The sequence below is a fragment of the Paenibacillus dokdonensis genome (genome assembly GCF_004916975.1).
Taxonomy (GTDB): domain Bacteria; phylum Bacillota; class Bacilli; order Paenibacillales; family Paenibacillaceae; genus Paenibacillus_AQ; species Paenibacillus_AQ dokdonensis.
This window is the reverse complement of the sequence record NZ_STGQ01000001.1, coordinates 3,321,113-3,341,776: the sequence shown is the minus strand read 5'-3', so window position 1 is coordinate 3,341,776 and position 20,664 is coordinate 3,321,113. Positions and strand designations below refer to the sequence as shown.

11 protein-coding genes and 1 riboswitch are annotated in these 20,664 nt (G+C 48.3%); all 11 genes read left to right on the top strand.

The features are described 5' to 3' along the window. Window positions 1-210: 210 nt before the first annotated feature. The 11 genes from E6W40_RS15375 (at window position 211) to E6W40_RS15325 (ending at window position 20,550) form a co-directional block, all read left to right on the top strand. Window positions 211-648, top strand: coding sequence for a peptidylprolyl isomerase (locus E6W40_RS15375; RefSeq protein WP_136606253.1), 438 nt, complete (start codon window positions 211-213; stop codon window positions 646-648). 243 nt (window positions 649-891) lie between these two features. Continuing rightward, window positions 892-1,075, top strand: a riboswitch (FMN riboswitch). A 298-nt stretch (window positions 1,076-1,373) separates the two neighbouring features. Continuing rightward, window positions 1,374-2,486: a bifunctional diaminohydroxyphosphoribosylaminopyrimidine deaminase/5-amino-6-(5-phosphoribosylamino)uracil reductase RibD gene (ribD, locus tag E6W40_RS15370; protein ID WP_136606252.1), complete on the top strand. Its 1,113-nt coding sequence runs from the start codon at window positions 1,374-1,376 to the stop codon at window positions 2,484-2,486. A 26-nt stretch (window positions 2,487-2,512) separates the two neighbouring features. Continuing rightward, a complete protein-coding gene (gene ribE / locus E6W40_RS15365) occupies window positions 2,513-3,172 on the top strand; it encodes a riboflavin synthase (RefSeq protein ID WP_136606251.1) in 660 nt (219 codons plus the stop codon). A gap of 42 nt (window positions 3,173-3,214) precedes the next feature. Next, on the top strand, window positions 3,215-4,429 hold the full coding sequence (locus E6W40_RS15360; RefSeq protein WP_136606250.1) for a bifunctional 3,4-dihydroxy-2-butanone-4-phosphate synthase/GTP cyclohydrolase II: 1,215 nt from the start codon (window positions 3,215-3,217) through the stop codon (window positions 4,427-4,429). A 27-nt stretch (window positions 4,430-4,456) separates the two neighbouring features. After that, a complete protein-coding gene (gene ribH / locus E6W40_RS15355; RefSeq protein WP_136606249.1) occupies window positions 4,457-4,924 on the top strand; it encodes a 6,7-dimethyl-8-ribityllumazine synthase in 468 nt (155 codons plus the stop codon). Window positions 4,925-5,230: 306 nt separating this feature from the next. Then, window positions 5,231-7,006, top strand: a complete 1,776-nt coding sequence (locus E6W40_RS15350; protein WP_136606248.1) for a sensor histidine kinase — start codon at window positions 5,231-5,233, stop codon at window positions 7,004-7,006. Window positions 7,007-7,057: 51 nt separating this feature from the next. Further along, window positions 7,058-8,368: an ABC transporter substrate-binding protein gene (locus E6W40_RS15345; RefSeq protein ID WP_136606247.1), complete on the top strand. Its 1,311-nt coding sequence runs from the start codon at window positions 7,058-7,060 to the stop codon at window positions 8,366-8,368. Window positions 8,369-8,388: 20 nt separating this feature from the next. After that, complete coding sequence (locus E6W40_RS15340; protein ID WP_136606246.1) at window positions 8,389-10,023, top strand: response regulator transcription factor; 1,635 nt, start codon at window positions 8,389-8,391, stop codon at window positions 10,021-10,023. Window positions 10,024-10,201: 178 nt separating this feature from the next. Beyond that, a complete protein-coding gene (locus E6W40_RS15335) occupies window positions 10,202-11,218 on the top strand; it encodes an S-layer homology domain-containing protein (RefSeq protein WP_136606245.1) in 1,017 nt (338 codons plus the stop codon). A 60-nt stretch (window positions 11,219-11,278) separates the two neighbouring features. Continuing rightward, complete coding sequence (locus E6W40_RS15330) at window positions 11,279-16,435, top strand: endo-alpha-N-acetylgalactosaminidase family protein (RefSeq protein ID WP_168928942.1); 5,157 nt, start codon at window positions 11,279-11,281, stop codon at window positions 16,433-16,435. A 152-nt stretch (window positions 16,436-16,587) separates the two neighbouring features. Next, window positions 16,588-20,550: a family 20 glycosylhydrolase gene (locus E6W40_RS15325; protein WP_168928941.1), complete on the top strand. Its 3,963-nt coding sequence runs from the start codon at window positions 16,588-16,590 to the stop codon at window positions 20,548-20,550. Window positions 20,551-20,664: the final 114 nt, after the last annotated feature.

Below are 20,664 nucleotides of genomic sequence, written 5' to 3'. Positions count from 1 at the left end.
ATTTCTGTATTGGGGAATGCAGAAATGATTCTTTTCGTTTAATTTTGCCGATTTTTGCTTATACATACTTAAGATCACTTGTAGTCAAAGTATGTGAAATATTGCAAAAGTGCTGTGAATTGAGATACAATCAGAAAGTGATGAAAATAAGGACTTGCCTTTAAAGGGGTTTGTCTATGGTTAAAAAATTTCCAGAGGAAGTGACAACGAATGAAAAAAGGTACAATTGAACTTGAAAATGGTGGAGTTGTTGAAATAGAATTTCTGCCACAAGAAGCTCCGAATACGGTTGCAAACTTTGAAAAGCTTGCTAACTCCGGCTTTTACAATGGACTGTCATTTCACCGTGTAATTCCTGGTTTTGTCGCTCAAGGCGGCTGTCCAGTAGGAAACGGAACAGGTGGACCAGGATATACCATTGATTGCGAAACAGCAACGAATACAACCAAGCACACTAAAGGTGTTTTCTCTATGGCACATGCTGGCCGTAATACGGGTGGCAGCCAATTCTTTATTGTTTATGAGCCGCAGCCTCATCTGGATGGTGTACACACTGTCTTCGGTAAAGTTACAAAGGGTATGGAATTGATCGATGCGGTCAAACAAGGCGACAAAATGAAAGAAGTTAAGGTTTGGGACGCAGAATAATAATCTCATGAAAAACCCCCTCCAGAGGTATATCCTTCGGAGGGGGTTTTTAGCAAAGTTCATAACAATCAAGCCGTTTATTTCATTGCTGTTGCAAGGGAAAGACGGCTTTTTTCGTTTGGAAAAAGAATAAGCCCTGCAGATTTGAGGTTGCATTTTACGAAATGCGGTGTTAACATTTCTTTTAAGAAAGCGCCTGAATGTTCAGGAAAGTTTTCTTTATAATTTCATAAGCAAGATTGGTTAATCCTTCGGGGCAGGGTGAAATTCCCTACCGGCGGTGATGATGCATATTGTTTCAAGGTGAGAAGCCATGAAGCGGAAGCGTCTCAGTCCGTGACCCGGACGCGTGGCAAATTGGCCCGCGTACGGTGGACCTGGTGCAAATCCGGGACCGACAGTATAGTCTGGATGAGAGAAGGAGAGGAAACGCATGTTACATATTGTTCATGCGATGCCACCCAATAGAGCTTACGCATGCGTGTCTTTTTTCACGTACTCAGGTATGAACGCTGAAGTCTATTTGGCTTACTCTGTATACCGGAAAGTATGCGATCCATAAAAAGACATTGTTATTTGCTATTCCTGCACACAGGATCTGTCTATAATTCCATGACAGAAGCTTTATTTGCGTGTCTTCAAATTACTCTCAAGCTGCCCCCGGATGTTGATCCGGAGGGCTTTTTTTGTTGCATTTTTGAAATAGGGAGGAGGTAGAGATAGGCATGGAAATGGTTGTTAACGATGAATTTTATATGTCGCTGGCACTGGATATGGCGGAGCGTGCACAAGGACAAACAGGCATTAATCCGGTGGTAGGCTGTGTCATCGTTAAGGACGGTGCGCTTGTCGGGCTGGGAACGCATCTCCAGCGGGGAAGCGGGCATGCGGAAGTTCATGCTGTGGGTATGGCTGGTAAAAACGCTGAGGGAAGCAGCGTGTATGTGACGCTGGAACCCTGCAGCCATTTCGGCAAAACCCCACCCTGCTGCGATCTGCTGGTGGAGGCCCAGGTGAAGCGGGTGATTATCGCATGTGAAGATCCGAATCCGCAGGTTGCGGGCACAGGAATCGAAAGGCTTAAACAGAACGGCATTGAAGTAAAGGTCGGTGTTTTAAGAGATAGAGCCATTCGCCAAAACGAGAAATTCGTGAAATATATTACGACAGGGATGCCTTATGTGACCATCAAGACGGCGAGTACACTGGACGGGAAAATTGCAACCGATACGGGTGACAGCAAGTGGATTTCGAATGAGGAGGCAAGGCGGCAGGTACACAGCCTCCGTCATCGGCATCAGGCCATCATGGTTGGCATCGGAACGGTTCAAGCGGATGATCCCGCACTGACGACAAGGCATGAAGAGGTAGGCGGCTTGCAGCCAATCCGCATCATTGTGGATTCCAAGCTCAGCTTATCGCCTGACGCCAGAATTTTCAGTGAAGGTGCATCTCCGGTCATCGTACTAACGACGGAGCAGGCGGATCCGCAGAAAGTGAAGCTGCTAAGGGACTTTGGAGCGGCAGTTCTCGCTTGCGGCAGTGGTTCTTCCGTCGATCTCGGGTTCGCTCTGCAAGAACTGGGGCGCATGGAGATTGGGTCCATATTGGTCGAAGGCGGAGGGACTCTGAACGGTTCACTGCTTAAGGAGCGTCTTGCAGACCGGATTATCATGTATTTGGCTCCGATGATTGTCGGTGGAAAAGGAGCCCCGGTTAATTTCAATTTTGAAGGGGTTCACCATATCGCGGACGCTGTTAAGCTCGATTCCCTGGAGATCGAACAGATCGGGAATAACATATCTGTAACGGGAATACCGGTGTGGCCAAAGGGATGAAGATCAATAAATAAAGGAGAGATGGCATGTTTACCGGATTGGTAGAAGAAATCGGTGTTCTGGATGGAATCACAAGACAGGGTGAAGCCTTGGTTCTAAGTATTAAGGCTTCTGTGATCATGGATGACATCCGGATCGGTGACAGCATTGCGGTGAACGGTGTATGCCTGACAGCGACGAGGATTGGAAGCAGCGGATTTTCGGTGGATGTTACTCCGCAGACTTACCGGCATTCCAATCTGGCTCTTCTAAAGCCGGGGAGCCAGATAAATCTGGAGCGAGCCATGAAGGCAAATGGTCGCTTCGGAGGACATCTGGTGCAGGGGCATGTCGATATGACTGGTACAGTTCGCAGACTATCCAGAGAACGTAATGCGGTGTTGATTGATATTGCACCTGATAAAACGGAAATGTCGGCATACATCATTCCTCAAGGTTCGGTCACCGTGGATGGCGTCAGTCTTACGATTGCACAGGTAGACGGGGATAGCTTCAGAGTATCCATCATCCCTCATACTCTTGGCGAAACAGGACTATCCGGCATTAGGGCAGGCACCATTGTGAATATCGAATGCGATATTATCGGCAAGTATGTGCATGCACTGCTTGGACAGAGGGGTGCAGGATCCGGGAGCAGTTCGAAGGGAATCGATCTGGAGATGCTGGCAGCGAACGGCTTTAATTAATGGGCGTATATGATTTTTAGCAGAACAAAAGGGGGACTAGACATGATGGATCCATTCATATTTGACCCGATTGAAGACGCGCTTGAGGAACTTCGGGCAGGAAAGATCATTATCGTGGTGGATGATGAGGACCGGGAGAACGAAGGCGACTTTGTTGCATTGGCGGAAAAGGCCACGCCAGAGGTTATTAACTTTATGATTACTGAAGGCCGGGGGCTGGTGTGCGTGCCGATTACACGCGAACGGGCCGAAGTACTCAAGTTGTCTCCCATGACAGAGCAGAACACCGACCATCACGGTACGGCTTTTACGGTATCGGTTGATCATAAAGATACAACTACGGGCATATCTGCGTTTGAACGCTCATTGACAGTAAAGGCTCTGAGCGATCCGACATCCGCAGCCGCGGATTTTCGCCGCCCCGGTCATATGTTTCCTCTGATCGCCAAGGATGGGGGCGTCCTTCGGAGGGCAGGCCATACCGAAGCAGCGGTGGATCTGGCAAGATTAAGCGGCTGCGCCCCCGCCGGTGTGATCTGTGAAATTATGAAAGAGGACGGAACCATGGCGAGACTTCCGGATTTACAGGCAATCGCGAGTAAGCAAGGTCTGAAGCTGATATCGATCCAGGATTTGATTCAATACCGCAATCAGCGAGAGCAGTTGGTCCACCGGGAAGCCGAGGTACGGATGCCAACGGATTTCGGAGTCTTTCAGGCAGTAGCTTACACCAACGAGGTGGATGACAAAGAGCATCTGGCACTTGTCAAAGGGACGATATCCAGCGAAACACCAGTGCTTGTGAGGGTGCACTCCGAATGTCTGACAGGGGATGTGTTCCATTCGCTGCGATGCGACTGCGGTCCGCAATTCGCTGCGGCGCTCCGGCAGATCGAAGAAGAAGGCTCCGGTGTATTGTTATACATGAGGCAGGAAGGCCGGGGAATCGGCCTGATTAACAAGTTAAAGGCTTATGAGCTGCAGGAGCAGGGGCTGGATACCGTGGATGCGAATCTCAAGCTGGGATTCCCGGCGGATCTTCGCGACTACGGCATTGGCGCTCAAATCCTTAAGGATCTGGGTGTTCGGCAAATCCGACTTTTGACCAATAATCCGAGGAAAATCAAAGGTCTTGAAGGCCATGGCCTGGAAGTTGTCGAGCGTGTTCCGATTCAGATGGAAGCCGGAGTCGATAACAGCCGTTACTTGCATACGAAACAAACGAAGCTTGGACACATGCTGAGCATGGAATCTTAATCACATATAAGAGAGGTTGATATAGAAATGGCACATATTTTTGAAGGCAATTTGGTATCGAGCGGTTTGAAATACGGGATTGTGGTTGGAAGATTCAATGAATTTATTACGAGCAAGCTGCTGGGCGGCGCTCTCGATGGATTAAAGCGTCATGGTGCCGGTGAAGATGAAGTTGATGTGGCGTGGGTACCGGGAGCTTTTGAAATCCCGCTGGTTGCCAGCAAAATGGCCGAAAGCGGAAAGTATGATGCCGTGATTACTCTCGGAACCGTCATCCGCGGGGCCACCTCCCATTATGATGTGGTATGCAATGAAGTGGCCAAAGGCGTTGCCGCTACCAGCCTCAAGACAGGCGTTCCGGTCATCTTCGGCGTTCTGACGACAGACAGCATTGAGCAAGCCATCGAACGGGCGGGCACCAAGGCGGGGAACAAAGGCTACGAGGCGGCGATGTCAGCCATCGAAATGGCCAACCTGACAAAACAGTTCAAATAGGAATACGAGGACAAAGAGGCACTCTTTTTCATAAGGGTGTCTTTTTTGCATGGTCCAATGATGGACAGCTTTCTGTGATAATACGTCGATAGATGTTTTTCAGATCATTGGACTCCTTCTGCATTACCGTCAAATGATGGGGTAACTTCCCGAATTAACTCGAAGGCTGGGTAGGTGTTTTTGCGATTATTTATAGCATTTTGTAACAATACAACTACCTTTGTCACCCGAAAGGAACTTACTTCTCGGTCATGGAATAGTTTTCTAAACTATGCACCTTAAGCCTTATAGAGAGAAGGGGATCCTATGAAAAAAAAATGGCGAATGTCCTCCATATTAAGACTTTTTTTCATCCTCATTGTCATTATTCCGATGCTCCTGATCTGCTCTATCATCCTCAACATTTACAAACGCGATATTCTGCAGCAAAACACGGATCGCTCCCTGCAAACCGCCCAGGCACTTGCCTATTCGGTCAGCCAGGAAATCGGGCGCTTGTCCGGCCTCTTCGCTTCCATTGGACTGGATGAGGATGTTATATCCACCGTTTATGATATCTACCGGCAGGACGGTTTTGAGAGACAGCTCGCCACTTATAAATTGAAGGTGCTGATTGAAAAATACACCGCCTCCGTCTCGGGACGCGTACTGTCCGTCAATTTCTATTTCGATGACGGGTCCTCATACTCCTATTTGAAAAATCTGATGCAGAGAGGAACGGAGATCCAAAAAGAAGATTGGTATATGTCGGCTCTGAAGAAGCCGAACTTTATCCATTTCATCGGCATGAAGCCGAACTCTCTCTATGGAAATTACAGTCCCTATATGATGGTCGCGGCCCTGTCGCCGGGCTACTCCAATCCTTCCTCACAGCTTGAGATGATATTGTTCACATTTGAAAGCAGCGCGTTCGACCATATTTTGCAGTCTCGGGACAACTCGGAATCGACACTTTTTATCGCCGATGATCTGGGTGAGATTATTGCCTCCAATACGATATTGAAGAGAGGCAGCAAGCTGCCCATGCACCGATTAGCAGACACATTTCAGCATGATCAGGGTTCGTACGTGGATGATACGGACGGTGATAAGACGCTGATCACCTACGCCAAGGTGGATGTATCCCGTCCCAACTGGGTGGTTGTGCAAAAAATCCCTTACACCAAACTCATGGCCAACTACCGCAGCGTCAATTCCTTCATCTGGTTTCTGGCGATATTGATCATTTTGGCTTTTATTCTGATCTCCTTTTACTTCGTATCCAATATGACCAAGCCCATCCTGGAGCTGCTCCGGCAGATGGTCCGGGTTACGCATGGTGATTTGAACGCAAAAATTAACGTCACGGGCAGCCTGGAGATGGCGAGCCTGGGCCATTCCTTTAACCAAATGACCGAAAGGATACGGGAACTGATATATCAGCATGAGCAACAGGAGGTCGAGAAGAGGAAGGCTGAGTTCGCAGCCCTGCAGTCACAGATCAATCCGCATTTTCTGATCAATACACTGAACTCGATCAAATTCATGGCACTCATCAGCAAAGCGGACAATATCCGCAATATGACGCATGCGCTAACCAGGCTGATTGCCTCTTCATTTAACCGGGGCGGGCTTGTCACGACAGTCGCGGAAGAAGTCGATCATCTCAAGCATTATTTGTATATCATGGAGATCCGCTTTGGCAAATCGGTCGTTACTCAGTGGGATATCGCTCCAGAGACAGAAGAATTATATTTGCTGAAGCTGCTGCTCCAGCCCATTTTGGAAAATAGCTTTATTCATGGGCTGAAGGATATCGATTATCAGGGTATTATCCGGATATCCAGTGTATTGGAGGGTGAGGACCTGCTGATCACCGTGGCGGATAACGGCGTGGGGTTGGAGCGGGAAGAGCCGATACTTCCGGATGAAGGTACAACCAGGCATACGTTCAGCGGTATGGGGAATATGAATGTCCATAAACGGATTCAGCTGCATTACGGTCCAAAGTATGGACTGCGATATGAATCTAATATGCCGCATGGAACGATTGTCCACATCCGTCTTCCCCAGATTCGCGAGCCTGATGAGCTGCTGGTTTAAGGATAATGTAAAGCGGTGAGATGGATTACATGGGAATGAGGTGCGAAGCAAATGAATCGTACGAAATGGTTATACCTTCTGCTTGCCGCCTGCCTTCTATTCTTTATTAGTATCGGCGTAAGCGGACCGCTGTCTGACATGGTATTAAATCCGGTAAAAAAAATTTCAACTGCAGGCAAACCGGCAGCCAATCAAGATCAGCCGGTTAAGATCAAATTTGGCATGTGGGAAACCAAAATGGACATTTTGTTCTGGACCAGCAAGGTCAAGGAATATTCCAAAATCAAGCCGAATGTGACCGTGGAGGTGGAGACCATACCGGATAACAGCGGCCAATATTTAAAGGTGAGGCTCGCGGCAAACGATCTGCCGGATGTGTTTTATTTGAAGCCCTCCCAGTTGTCCGCGTACCAGGATGCAATTCTTCCACTTAATGGTTTTGAGGCGACTAAAGCCAACAAGTTTCCTGCCGTATTTAATGGAGATATCCTGGGTTTGCCGCTGGTATCCTTCTCTGAATATGTTTTTTACCACCCCAGTATTTTTCATGAACTGAATCTGCAAATCCCGCAAACCCTCGGTGAATTTGAGCAGGTGCTTGAAGCCATCAAAAATCACGATACATATATTCCAATCGCGATTGGCGGGAAAGAGGACTGGACTTTCTACCCTTTCATCGAATTCGGTCCTCCTCTTCTCTCCAAAGATCCTAATTATCTCACCAATTTGGCATATACGAAGGAGCCGTTCGGCAAGAACTCGTCCTTCGAGACGGCCGCAAACCTTCTAAAAAGAATCGCCGAGCACAGGCTCGCAGGCACCGATGCTTTAAGCATCGGATTTGATGAAGCCAAACAGCTGTTTCAATCTAAAAAAGCCGCCATGATTGCGCTGGGACAATGGTATTACCAGGATTACATTACCAACGTCAAAACCGACGAGGATTTGGATGCTTTCGCGCTACCATGGAGATTGGATATTCACGAGCGGCTTGAGGCAGTAACCATGCCTGACCAGTACATGGCGATTAACAGAAACTCCAAAAATGTGGAGGAGGTAAAGGACTTTTTGGAATGGATATTCAGCACTGAGGTGTATCAGGATTACATCAATTATTCAGGAAATACCTCCACAATGACGAATATTCCCTCTGATCAGCCTTTTTTCAATCGGGTCAAAAGCATGCATCCATTCGAACCTTTTATGTATTTCGGAATGAACGAACGGTACGAGACTGTTAAGAGCAAGGCGCAGTTTAACGAGAAAAAAGCGGGACAGGATATCTTTTCCGGAGCATCCGTGGCAGATGTACAACACATGCTGAACCAGAACTGGAGTAAAGCCGTGGAGTCATTAAAATAACCGAGCCGGAGGGATAAAACATGAGTAAATATAAGGCTTTTATCGTGGATGACGAACCGCTGGCAAGGCTCGCCCTTCGCGAGTATATCTCTTTGACCTCAAATGAAATCGAGATTATAGGGGAGGCGGGCGATGGGGAAGAAGCATTAAAACTGCTGGAGGAGCGCCAGGATGTTGATATTGTACTGGCCGATATCCAAATGCCGCGCATGAACGGAGTCCAGCTGCTCGAGGCATTGGGTGGAACTACCTTTTCCAAGCAGCCGCTGACCATCATGCTGAGTGCATACGGTGATTATGACTATGTCAGGGAATCCTTTGTGCTGGGAGCATTTGACTATATGCTGAAAGCAAATTTGGAGGAGTCGTATATCGCGCCTGTGCTGCAAAAAACCGTGGATGCGCTGGATAAACGCCAAAGCAATTCAGATGCTGCAGATGATATCGATGAGGATGCATCGATCTGTGCAATTCTACACCGTTTGTCCAGCGAAGAACCGGGCATGCTCTCAGGCGGGGAAATGGAAGAACTCAAGGAGCCCTTGGATCGTCTACGGAAGCATATGGGGGAGAAGAATCAAGTGGCTGCCGTGCTCCGGCTTTCGGACGCCGTGCAGTTGGATCGTATTCACCGGATGATTATTCAGACGGTTCAGTCGGTTGCGAATAAAGACAGGCGCGAATCGGTATGCCACGTATGCCGCAGTGATGAACGGCAGTATAATCTGTACTTCACGTTTCCAAAGCCAAGCAGCAGCATGGCGGTGAGGAGACTGAGTTATACGATGCTGACGGATATCAAAATCAGACTTAAACAATTTCTGAATTTAAACTTATCCATTGGCATCAGCGATGCGGCAGACGGGCTTTTTGAATGGAACCGCCTGTTTCAGCAAGCGGAGAGGCTGTCCGTGCTCAGCTACTACCAAGGATATGATCGTCTTTTTTATCCCGAATCCGAGAAAAAGACGTCCGTTACCGAGGAAGACTGGAAGGAAATCTGGCCGCCTGCGAAAACAGAGCTTGTCCAATCTCTGAAAGATGAGGATGCATCCATATGGAAGCCGTATTATCAGCGATGCTGCGAGCTTCTAGCCGGAAGGTTTCCTTCGCTCCCCGGACAGATCAGATCGGAGCTCAGCGATTTAATCTGGACGGCAGGATCGCTTGTGTACCAGAAGGGGATATCGATGAAGGAGCTTAATGAAACCTTTCCTCATCCCTTGGAGCAGGTTCGAAGGTTCGATACATGGGAAGATACGGTCCAGTGGTGTGAAAAGTATCTGGAGCTCATTCATGAGAGCCTGCATCCGAAAACAGATCGCGCAGGCACCTGGTTGAGTCCGATGATAGCCAAAACCAAGTCCATACTCGAAAAGCATTACAGCGAGGAGATTCACCTGTCTGTGATCAGCCAAATGGTGGGGGTCAGCGAGAGCTATTTGAGCAAACAATTCTCCAAAGAAGTCGGGGTCAACTTCATCCAATACCTGACTAACCTTCGCATTGATAAGGCCAAGAAGGCCCTGGAGAATGGACTGAAGATTTATGAAGTCGCCGAAATGGTCGGGTATGTCAATCCGGAGCATTTCAGCAGGATTTTTAAAAAAGTCACCGGCGTGAGCCCTGTGGCATACCGCAGGGACAGCGAATAATTCAATTCAAAAATGATCAACTCCACTTCAAAATAGATCATGGTTCCTGACCCGAGACTTTATATGATAGGAGGTACAGACACACGAGCTGCCGCGACTGATTTTATTGCCGAAGGAGGGATAGATAACGAAGGGATTTACCTACGTCACTATGAAAAAAGAAGGGAATGGTTCCTAGATGCTCCGCAAATCATTGATCATTGCACTATTCTGCACATTTTGTTCTTCCACTTGGCTGGCTTCAGCCCATGCAGAGACTGCTTCCGATTTTCAAATGAAAGCGTCTTCAAAGGAGTCGTCTGACTCTACCTTTACCATTACACTGAAGGGCAGCAACATTAAGGATCTATACGCCTATGAAGTGAAATTCAAGATCGATCCGAGTGAACTAGAAGTGGTCAAGGCTGAAACGAAAATCAAGGGTTACTCCGTTTCTCCCATTGTTAAAAACAATGAGGTTACGATTGCCCACACGAAAATAGGAAATGTAGACGGGGATAAGGGCGATATGGATATTGCTACCATAACATTCAAGGCTAAAAAAGCCGGCTCCTCCAAAGTGGAATGGATCTCCATGAAAATGCTCGATAAGAACCTAAAGGATCAGGTGATCACACCAGGACAATCGACCACTTTCATGAAGATTTTCAAGGATATTGCGAGCCACTGGGCCAAGGACGACATCATGCAAATGGTGGATCAAAAAATCGTTGAAGGTATGGATAGCGACCGTTTTGCCCCGAACAACAACGTCACCCGTGCTCAGTTCGCTGCTTTGATTACGAGAGCGCTTGACCTGAAGGATGGAGACGGCAAAAATCCATTCACTGATGTGAAGTCCGGCGCCTGGTATGAAGAAACGGTGAAGAAAGCGTATTCGGCAGGAATTGTCAGCGGCATGACCAGCAATACATTTGCACCGGACCAAAGCATTTCACGTGAAGAAATGACCGTAATGCTTATGCGTGCGAAAGCTGCTGCTCAAGGGGTCAAGGCTGATGATCTGCCGGGGGGGACTTCCAGCTCGTTCAAGGATTCCGGGAAGATTAGCTCATGGGCGCAAAAATCCGTAGGCTTTGCCATTTCTACCGGTCTCATGAAGGGCAGAACGGAGACGACTTTCGCTCCGAAGGAGCATGCCACAAGAGCGGAATCGGCGGTTGTAATCAAACGTCTGCTGGCTTCAGGGAAGTAGGGAGTCAAACGAATGTTTCTAAAAAAGAGACATGATTCAAAAGCAGAGAGGAAGATGGAAGTGAGGAAAAATTTATTACCGTTTGGTATATTCCTGTCCGCGCTTTTTAGCCTGCAGCTTTGCTTTACTGCCGGTAATACATTTGCAGCGGGAGATAGCGATGTATATTTCAAGGATTATAATGACGGGAATATCAGCGGCTGGACGTCCGCGAAGGGAACGACAACCTTTTCAGCAGACAATGGAACCGTTAAGGCAGTTACCCAGGGAGCGGTGATTTTTGCGGATCTGGAATCTCCCCAGTTCGCCAACGGGGATTATGAGGTGAAGCTGAAATTCAATCAGACGCCGACGCGCTTTGGGCTGGTATACCGTTATGTCGATAAGGATAACTATAATGTCATTCAATTCGATACGAACAGCTGGGGTTGGGACTCTCTGAAGAACGGTGCAGAGACCTACGGTAGTATTCCATCGACCTCCCCGACATTTGCTGCCGGGCAGCAGTATGCATTTAAACTCCACTATGAAAATGACAGCATCCAGCTGTCCGTTGATGGCAACAGCGTATTCAATACGACACTGCCCGGACTTCCCGCTTCTGCCGGCAAGATCGGCCTTCGCAGCTGGTTTGATAACAAGACAATCAACATCGATGACGTCAAGCTGACTAAAGTCGATGCGGTCAATCCGGATCCCAAGCCGATCTCGGTAACGGACACATTGACGTCCAGCAAAATGAAAGTGGAAATCGATAAAGAATTTCCGCGTGTGAAAAAGTACATTTGGAACGGTAGCAATGCAGAAATGAACGGACAGTTAAACGGTATCAATGAACTCAAAATTAACGGCAAATCTTATTACCCTACGGCGCTATCCTACCTTAAGAAAGAGGCGGCAGGAGAAAAAGGGGAAACAGCGGTATATACCCTATTGGTTCCCGGCATTAATGTGAAATTGGTGTTTGAATTGGAGCTGAAGGATAATGTCCTGCAGTTTAAAGTGACGGATCTTCAGGAGAATGGTACGGAAAAGGTGAAGACTCTAGAATTTCCGAATCATGATCTTGTATCCGTACTAGCCACTGAGCCTAAGGCTCAGGAAACAGCAGCTTGGGTTACCGGCGATTGGGTTGCAGTGAAGGAGGAGTATAAGGACCTGAAAGCCGGGGCGACGGATGTGAGCGGGGGACGTACGTTTGGCTTCCTCAATTCGGATAAACTGGCGGCTGCCGTAATCACGAACGTGGTGAATGCGTATGACAAGGTCCGCGTCAAAATCGGTACGGACACGGTGCTGAATACTCAGAAGGCAGCATTGTCGGGCGGAGCCTGGACCTACCGTGGAAGTACGGTACTTGATCCAGAGCCTTTGCCTTGGGCGAAAATCGTCCTGACTCCGGATGCTAATGGGGATGAGTCCGTAGATTGGCAGGATGCAGCTATCGCATACCGGGATCATGCCGAAACCCCTTATGGCAGTGATATGATCCGTGACAATATTTCCTATATCAGCATGAATATTGGATCTACGACTTCATCGCCGTTCCTGCGGGCTTTTGACAATGCCAAGAAGATTTATAATCTGACGGATGGCTTTGGTCAGCTGATACTCTTCAAGGGTTATCAAGCTGAGGGCCATGATGATTCCCATCCGGACTATGGTGGTCATATCGGTATTCGTCAGGGCGGTAAGGAAGATTTCAATTATGTGCTAAGCGAAGGTAAAAAGTATAACATCCATGGCGGCGTCCATATCAACGCGACAGAATACATGCTGGATGCCTTTGAGACGAAGATGGAAAATCTGACGCAGCCGCTAAGCAAGGGATGGGGCTGGCTGGATCAGGCTTACTATGTGAACAAGACAAAGGATGTAGAGTCGGGCGAGCTGAAGCGCCGTCTGGATATGCTTAAGGCCGATACAGGAAATAACCTCTCATTCGTCTATGTCGATGTATATTCGGGAGCCGATTATAACGCGAAAAAGCTTGCCGAGTACATTAACGGGAACGGATGGATGTTGGGTACGGAGTATGCGGGACCGATCTATGAGCAGGCGGCTTGGGTTCACTGGGGGACCGACCCAGGTTATCCGAACCAGGGTAATGACAGCAAGATCACCCGTTTTATCCGCAATCAGTATGTAGACGGATTCTTGAGTAATCCGCTTTTGAAAGGCAATAAGCAGGTAGGAGTCGGATATTGGCAAAACAGCTCCAGCTTCTACAGTTATAAAACCACAACGGCTGCGTTCTTTAACCAAAACCTGCCGACCAAATACATGCAGTATTTCCCGATCATGAAGATGACAAACGATCGGATTGACTTCGGCAGTAACGTAGCTGTGCAGCGGGGGCAGGACGGTAAAATCCATTTGAGCAAAGACGGTCATGATATCGCAATCATGACGGACAGCAGTGAAATCAGCGACAGTACCGTTTTCATTCCATGGGATCCGGTGAAAGAGGATAAAATCTACCACTGGAATCCGGCTGGGGGACAATCGACATGGACACTGCCGGCATCATGGAGCAATGTGACTACAGCTCAGCTGTATAAGCTGACGGATCTTGGGCGTGAACGTGTAGGCACCGTGGATGTCAATGGTGGCAAGGTCACACTGACCGCAGAGAAGGGAACTGGATATGTGCTCTATAAATCGGTGCCGCAGGATGGACCAGAAGTGGTATGGGGCGACGGCAGTCCGGTGAAGGACCCTGGTTTTGACAGCCAGAAATTTGGCTCATGGCAGAAGTCCTCTTCTGCCGGAAACACTGACCATATCCAATATGTGAAAAACAACAACGCGGATGATCAGCTTCAGGTCAAAGGACCGGGAGACGCGACAATCCATCAGGTCATTACCGGTCTTACACCTGGCAAAACGTATTCTGCGTCTGTGTGGGTAAATATCAGCGGAAAACGCAAGGTGGAAATTGGCGTGAACCAAGGGAATGACACGGTGAACAACTACCTGGATAATACGGATCACAAATTTTTAGCCCAGCAGCACAAATATGTGAGTACCAATTTTCAGCGTATCAAAGTGAATTTTGATGCAGTAAGTAATCAGGCAACTCTGTATCTGAAAGTGGATGAGGGCAGCGCAGCGGTCACCTTTGACGATGTGAGAGTCTGGGGGAATCCGACTAAAACAGACGCAGGTGATTCTGTATTCTACGAGGATTTCGAGAATGTGGATGAAGGATGGGGGCCATTCGTCTACTCGAAGCTTGGACCCGTGCGTACACATCTCGCGGAAAAGGGCGGCAATCAGATTCAATCCTACGTCCTTGACGGTAAATATTCGCTTAAAACCAACGAGGAAGGAACAGGTGAGTGGCTGCGCACGCTGCCGCATACCCTGCGCCTTCAGGAAGACAACAAGTATCACCTGACACTGGATTACAATTCCGATGAGCTCGATATGTACACAGTAGCGGTTCGTGTGAATGAGAATGGCACTGTTCGGGATTTGGCATCTGAGAATCTGAAGGAAGGGCGCAATAAGCTGGATCTAACCTTTACAACGGAAGGCGCTAAGGATGCTTATCTTGCGATTATCAAGAACAAGGTCAACAATCAAAAAGATTTGACAGGCACATTGGTGCTGGATGATATCCGCGTTAATGATGAAGGTGCAATCTCCCCTGAGGAGGGTGTCAAAGTAACGAAAATTACGCTGACGCCTCAGAATATCGAGCTGAACAGGGGGCAAAGCTCCCAAATCACTGCCCGGGTGGAGCCTTCCAACGCTTATGATCGTACAGTGCTTTGGTCTTCCGATAAACCGGACATCGTATCCGTGGATCAAACGGGCAAAGTTACTGCACATCTCGCTGGAACAGCCGTCGTTACGGCAACGGCAAAAGACGGAAGCAAAGTTACTGGTTCAGTAACGGTGAAAGTGTATGAGCCGAATACGCTCATCCCACAATCGCAAATGTCGGCTACTGCCACCAGCTTCCAACCTGGCGATGAGCCGGCAAACGCATTGGATGGCGATCCAGAAACCATATGGCATACCAAGTGGACCCCTGCACATCTGCCAGAATCCATTACTTTGAATCTGGGTGGCAGTTATAAGGTCAATCAGCTGAATTACACACCAAGATCCGGAGCAGGGAACGGTACAATTACCGGGTATAACCTTTATGCGAGCACAGACGGTGTAGAATTCACGAAGATCGCAACCGGTTCATGGATACGAGATGATAAAGTCAAAAGTGTTCGTTTTGATGCGGTTGATGCAACCCACTTGAAACTGGAAGCTATTGAGGGTGTAGGCAGCTTCGCATCAGCTGCGGAAATTCAGGTGTTTAACGTACTGGACACCTCAGAAGAGGTGAAGGTAACCGGCGTTACCATCAATAAGAAAGAGGTTACCCTCAAGGAAGGTGAGACGGCAGAGCTTACTGCAGCCGTTCTCCCGGAAAATGCAACGAATAAAAACGTAAGCTGGAATACCAGTGACGAAAATGTGGCAGCTGTCGAGGTTAATGACGGACGCACAATCGTAACAGGTAAAGCACAGGGAACTGCGGATATCACCGTTACAACGGCAGACGGCAAATTCACGGATGTAAGCCGGATTACCGTTCAGAAGAAAGATGGAAATCTGGAAGAAGCTACTGTCCTTACTGCTCCGTCACAGGTACAAAGCGGTGCCGAGTTCCGGGTTCAGTTCGGGCTCCGGAATATCAAGCACAATGTTTTTGCACAAGATATTGAATTTACCTATGACACGGCTGTGATGGATTTTGTTTCTGCAAAATCATTGCTCCCGGGAGTAAACATTCTGGAGACACAGCGAACAGGGGGCAAGATGCGGCTGATTGTTGCCAGTGAAGGTGCAGATCACGCGGTATCCGGCAATGCAGACCTGTTTGAATTGACATTTAAAGCTAAGGAAGCATCCGAGCCTGTCAGCGGAAATGTAGCGGTAAATAAAGCAACCATCTCTGATGAGTTAGGCACGGAATATGCTGCCGCCTCTTCTAAGGCTACAGTAGAAGTCGGAGGTAAAATCACGAATGTCGGCGACGTTAACGGAGACGGAAAAGTGAGCATCGGCGACCTTGCCATCATTGCGGCACATTATGGCAAAACTTCGTCCAGTCCAGATTGGCAGCAAGCCAAGAAGGCAGATATTAACGGAGATGGTGTCATCGGTCTTGAGGATTTGGTCCTCGTAGCCAAAAAGATCGTCGGATAATGTAACGGAAGTACAAGGTACATGGTGTCTATTTGGCAGCGCCATGTACCTTGTTTTTAAGATGAAACACAACCCGAGATCTGCCTGTTGTCATGATTGACCAGTTGATTTCTTTACTCGATAAAAAGCCGATTCGTCCGGGGTGAATGAATATGAAAAAAACGTTAAGCGTGTTCATTGCTTTTTGTTTATTCTTTTGTGTGTTGCCGCTGTATCACGTTAGCGCTGCACTTGATACGAATATGAAGCCGAAAGTCATTCCAAGTCTGCAGGAATGGACGGGTGGAACAGGCAATTTCACGTTGTCTGCAAACTCTAGAATTGTCATAACGACGTCAACATGTGCCTGTAAGCTACCTGAGACAGCAGCGGTTTTTCAGGAGGACTTGAAGGAGATCACAGGGTATGACATTCCAGTGGTGGTTGCCAAATCAGCGTCCAAGGGAGATTTCCTGCTTCTGCTGAATGATACGCGGGATGAATCCATTGGAGACGAAGGGTACCTGTTTGAAACAGTGGATTTTGTTACCATTCGGGCAAATACGGAGACAGGGGTTTTTTACGGTACAAGGACGGCCCTGCAAATTTTAGATCAGGATCCCTTGAAATCAAATATTGCGAAGGGGACGGCGAAAGATTATCCCAAATACAAAGAACGCGGCTTCATGCTGGATGTGGGACGTAAATTCTTTCCGATGAGCTTTTTAAAGGACTACGCAAAATTTATGTCTTACTACAAAATGAATGATTTTCAGCTCCACCTGAGCGATAACGAAATTTTCAGCGACACAAGCCGGGCGAACTGGAACAAGTATTCCGCATTTCGACTCGAAAGCAAGAAGTACCCTGAATTGACGGCAAAGGATGGATCATACAGCAAGCAGGATTTTCGGGAGCTGCAGGATATTGCAGGTGTCAGGGGCTTAACCATTACTCCAGAAATTGATACCCCAAGTCATTCCCTGGCATTAACCAAGGTGAGACCGGATTTGGTCAAGGATAATTTGCCGGTGGATCATCTGGATATTACCCGTCAGGAAGCGGTAGACTTCGTCAAGGATGTCTGGAGCGAGTATCTGGATGGGAATTGGTTTGATACAGATACGGTGCATTTCGGAGGGGATGAATTTGACCGGAATGATAAAACGACTTATGAGAAATACCGGCAGTTTTTAAATGAAATGAACGAGTTTTTCAAAAGCAAGGGAAAACAATCACGAATGTGGGGGAGCTTAAAGCAATTTCCGGGAACAACTCCCGTAGACACCGATATTATCACCCATAACTGGTCCAACGGTTGGCAGGATCCCGTGGAAACCGTTAAACAGGGCTACAACACCATAAACACCCTAGACTCCTACCTTTATATTGTTCCCAAAGCCTCCTACTACCACGACTACCTGGATTCCCAGTGGCTCTATAACAATTGGGATCCGACAAATTTTGGTGGCAGCTTGAAGCTGCAGGATGGAGAACCGAATTTACTTGGCGGCATGTTCGCAGTTTGGAATGATCTGCTTGGCAAAAAGGTCACGGCCGTTGAAGTACACGACCGGGTTAAACAGGCTATGCCGGTTCTCGCCGAAAAGATGTGGCGAGGAGCTTCGGTTGATTCCACGTACGCAGAATTCCAGCTGCTTGCAGGACAGCTTGGGGAGGCGCCGGGAACGAATCTGCTGCATACCGTTGATTCAGTAGCGGATACGGTGATTCATTATCCATTTGAGGAAGGGAAAGATGCAAACACGACCGACCAGTCTGGTAATGGATATCATGGCAAGTTGAGCGGTGTGAGCTGGGAGAACGAAGGGAAGTCAGGTAAAGCGGTATTGTTCAAAGGAGGCAGCGACCAGATTGCCACTGGCATACCGGATATGGGCTTCCCGTGGACTGCGGCTGCGTGGGTAAAGCTGGATGAGAATCAGCCGGCGGAAGAAGCTGTTTTCATGGAATCAGATTACGGAGCTCTCAAGTTGAAGCAGAAGACTAGCGGCAAAGCAGGATTTTCCCGTGAAGGCTATGATTTCAGCTTTAATGCGTCCATTCCGACTGGCCGCTGGGTGCATGTGGCGTTTCGGGGGGAATTGCAGGGAACATCGCTGTTTATTGATGGAGAATTAAAGGCATCGGTTGCTGATGTAACGCTTCTGCCTGCAGCCCTGATTGGCAGCAGGACTCACGCTTTAGCGGGAGAACTCGATGATCTGAAGATTTTCAAGAAGGCTTTATCCGGCAAGGAAATCGCAGAAGAGGCAGGCTCGCCGCCCTGGACTGTGAATATTGCAGCACACCAATCAGCTTCAGCGTCTTCTACGGAAACGGGGCAGTTTACAGCTGACTTGGCTTTTGACGAGATCGAATCCAAAGCTTCCCGTTGGTCCTCCGGTTATACGGATAATGAATGGCTGCAGGTGGATCTGGGTGGATCGAAGGATATCGGCAAGGTCATTCTCAAATGGGAAGATGCATATGGCAAAGGCTACAAGATCCAGATTTCTGATGATGCACAGAATTGGCGGGATGTTTATTCAACAAACGCGGGTGTTGGGGGCACGGAAATCATCAAGTTCCCGGCAGAGCGTACACGGTATGTACGGATGCAGGGAACCAAACGCTCAGGCCAATATGGATTTTCATTATATGAAATGGAAGTATATCAACCGAATCCCTCTGATGAGACACCTGTCCCGGTACCTGTAAGGTATGCTCAGGATTTTGAAAATAACTCGACGGGAGGATGGCAGCATACTGTTGGATCGGGAGTAGGCAGCATGGAAATCGTGGATGCACCGGGCGGAGCAAGCAAGCATGCCGTCAAATTCACTGCGAACAACGTCAACAATATTTTCGTGGATCAGGAATCCCCGCAGATCAAGGACGGCGAAATTGAATTCAAAGTTACCCCGCAAAGCGATGTCATCCGAACAGGAATCGTATTCCGCTACGCGGATGAGAATACCTGGGCTTCCGTCGGTTTTGACAAAAACGCTTGGTACTGGGTTAACGCGCAGGATAATTACGGGGCTATGACGACGGAGCAGGGAGCATTTTTGAAAAAGGGCGAGACTGCTGCCGTCAAGGTCAAATTCGAGGGAACGAATGTCACTTTGATCATCAACGGAAAAACCTATTTTGAAGGAGCACTTCCAAAGCTGCCGCAAGAAGAAGGGAAAATGGGGGCAAGGGTATTCGGACCTGCAGCGGCGGTCTTTGACGACTTCAATTACAGCAATAATGTGGCAGATATTCCTGTGACCGGAATCGATGTGGATATGAAGGAGGTTCATCTGAAGGTTGGTGAAAAAGCGGTGCTGACCGCAACCGTTAAGCCAGGAAATGCAACCGACAAGCAGGTGAACTGGAGCAGTAGCGATGAGTCAGTAGCCACAGTCGAGCGTGTTAACGGCAAGGCAGAGATAAGTGCTGTGAAAGAAGGGATTTCCGAGATTACCGCAGTCACTGCATCTGGAGGGCAAAAGGCTGTCGTTAAAGTAACGGTTACTCAAGCTCAGCAGGGAGCGTTGACCTCGGTGCTTAGTGTGCCAGCACAAGTTTCCACAGGTCAGACGTTCACAGCCACATTGGGTCTTCAGCATGTGAAGGGTGAAATTTATGCACAGGATATTACGTTTCATTATGATGCAAAGATGATGGATTTTGTTTCAGCCAAACCGCTTCTTGAAGGCGTGGGTCTGGTTGAAACGAAGAATATGGACGGAGCAGTCCGCATTATTCTGGCAAGTCATGGAGCCGGACATGAAGTGAAGCAGGATAAAGATATTGTGGAGCTGACATTCAAAGCGAGGCCGCTATCCGAACCTGCCAAAGGACAGATTCAGGTGGCGGATGCCACCATAGGAAACGGGGACGGAGCAGAGACGAAAGCCGGTTTATCTTCCGCTGAAATCGAAATCACCAAAGAAACAGCCGGAATCACGGGTGATATAAACGGTGACGGCAAGGTCAGCATAGGCGATTTGGCCATCGTTGCGGCAAGCTACGGCAAAACCTCTTCTGACGCCGATTGGGATCAGGTTAAACGGGCAGATGTCAATCATGACGGCAAGATTGATCTTTCGGATCTTGTGCTGGTCGCCCGTAATATTACGACATAGGCCTGCAATGGATCGCTCAGAAATAATCGAGGCAGGGAATATCTCATTTCCCTGCTTCCGTTGGCGACAGCCGCGCACCAATGCAGATGCATAACTGTGGAGTATCGTGCAGGT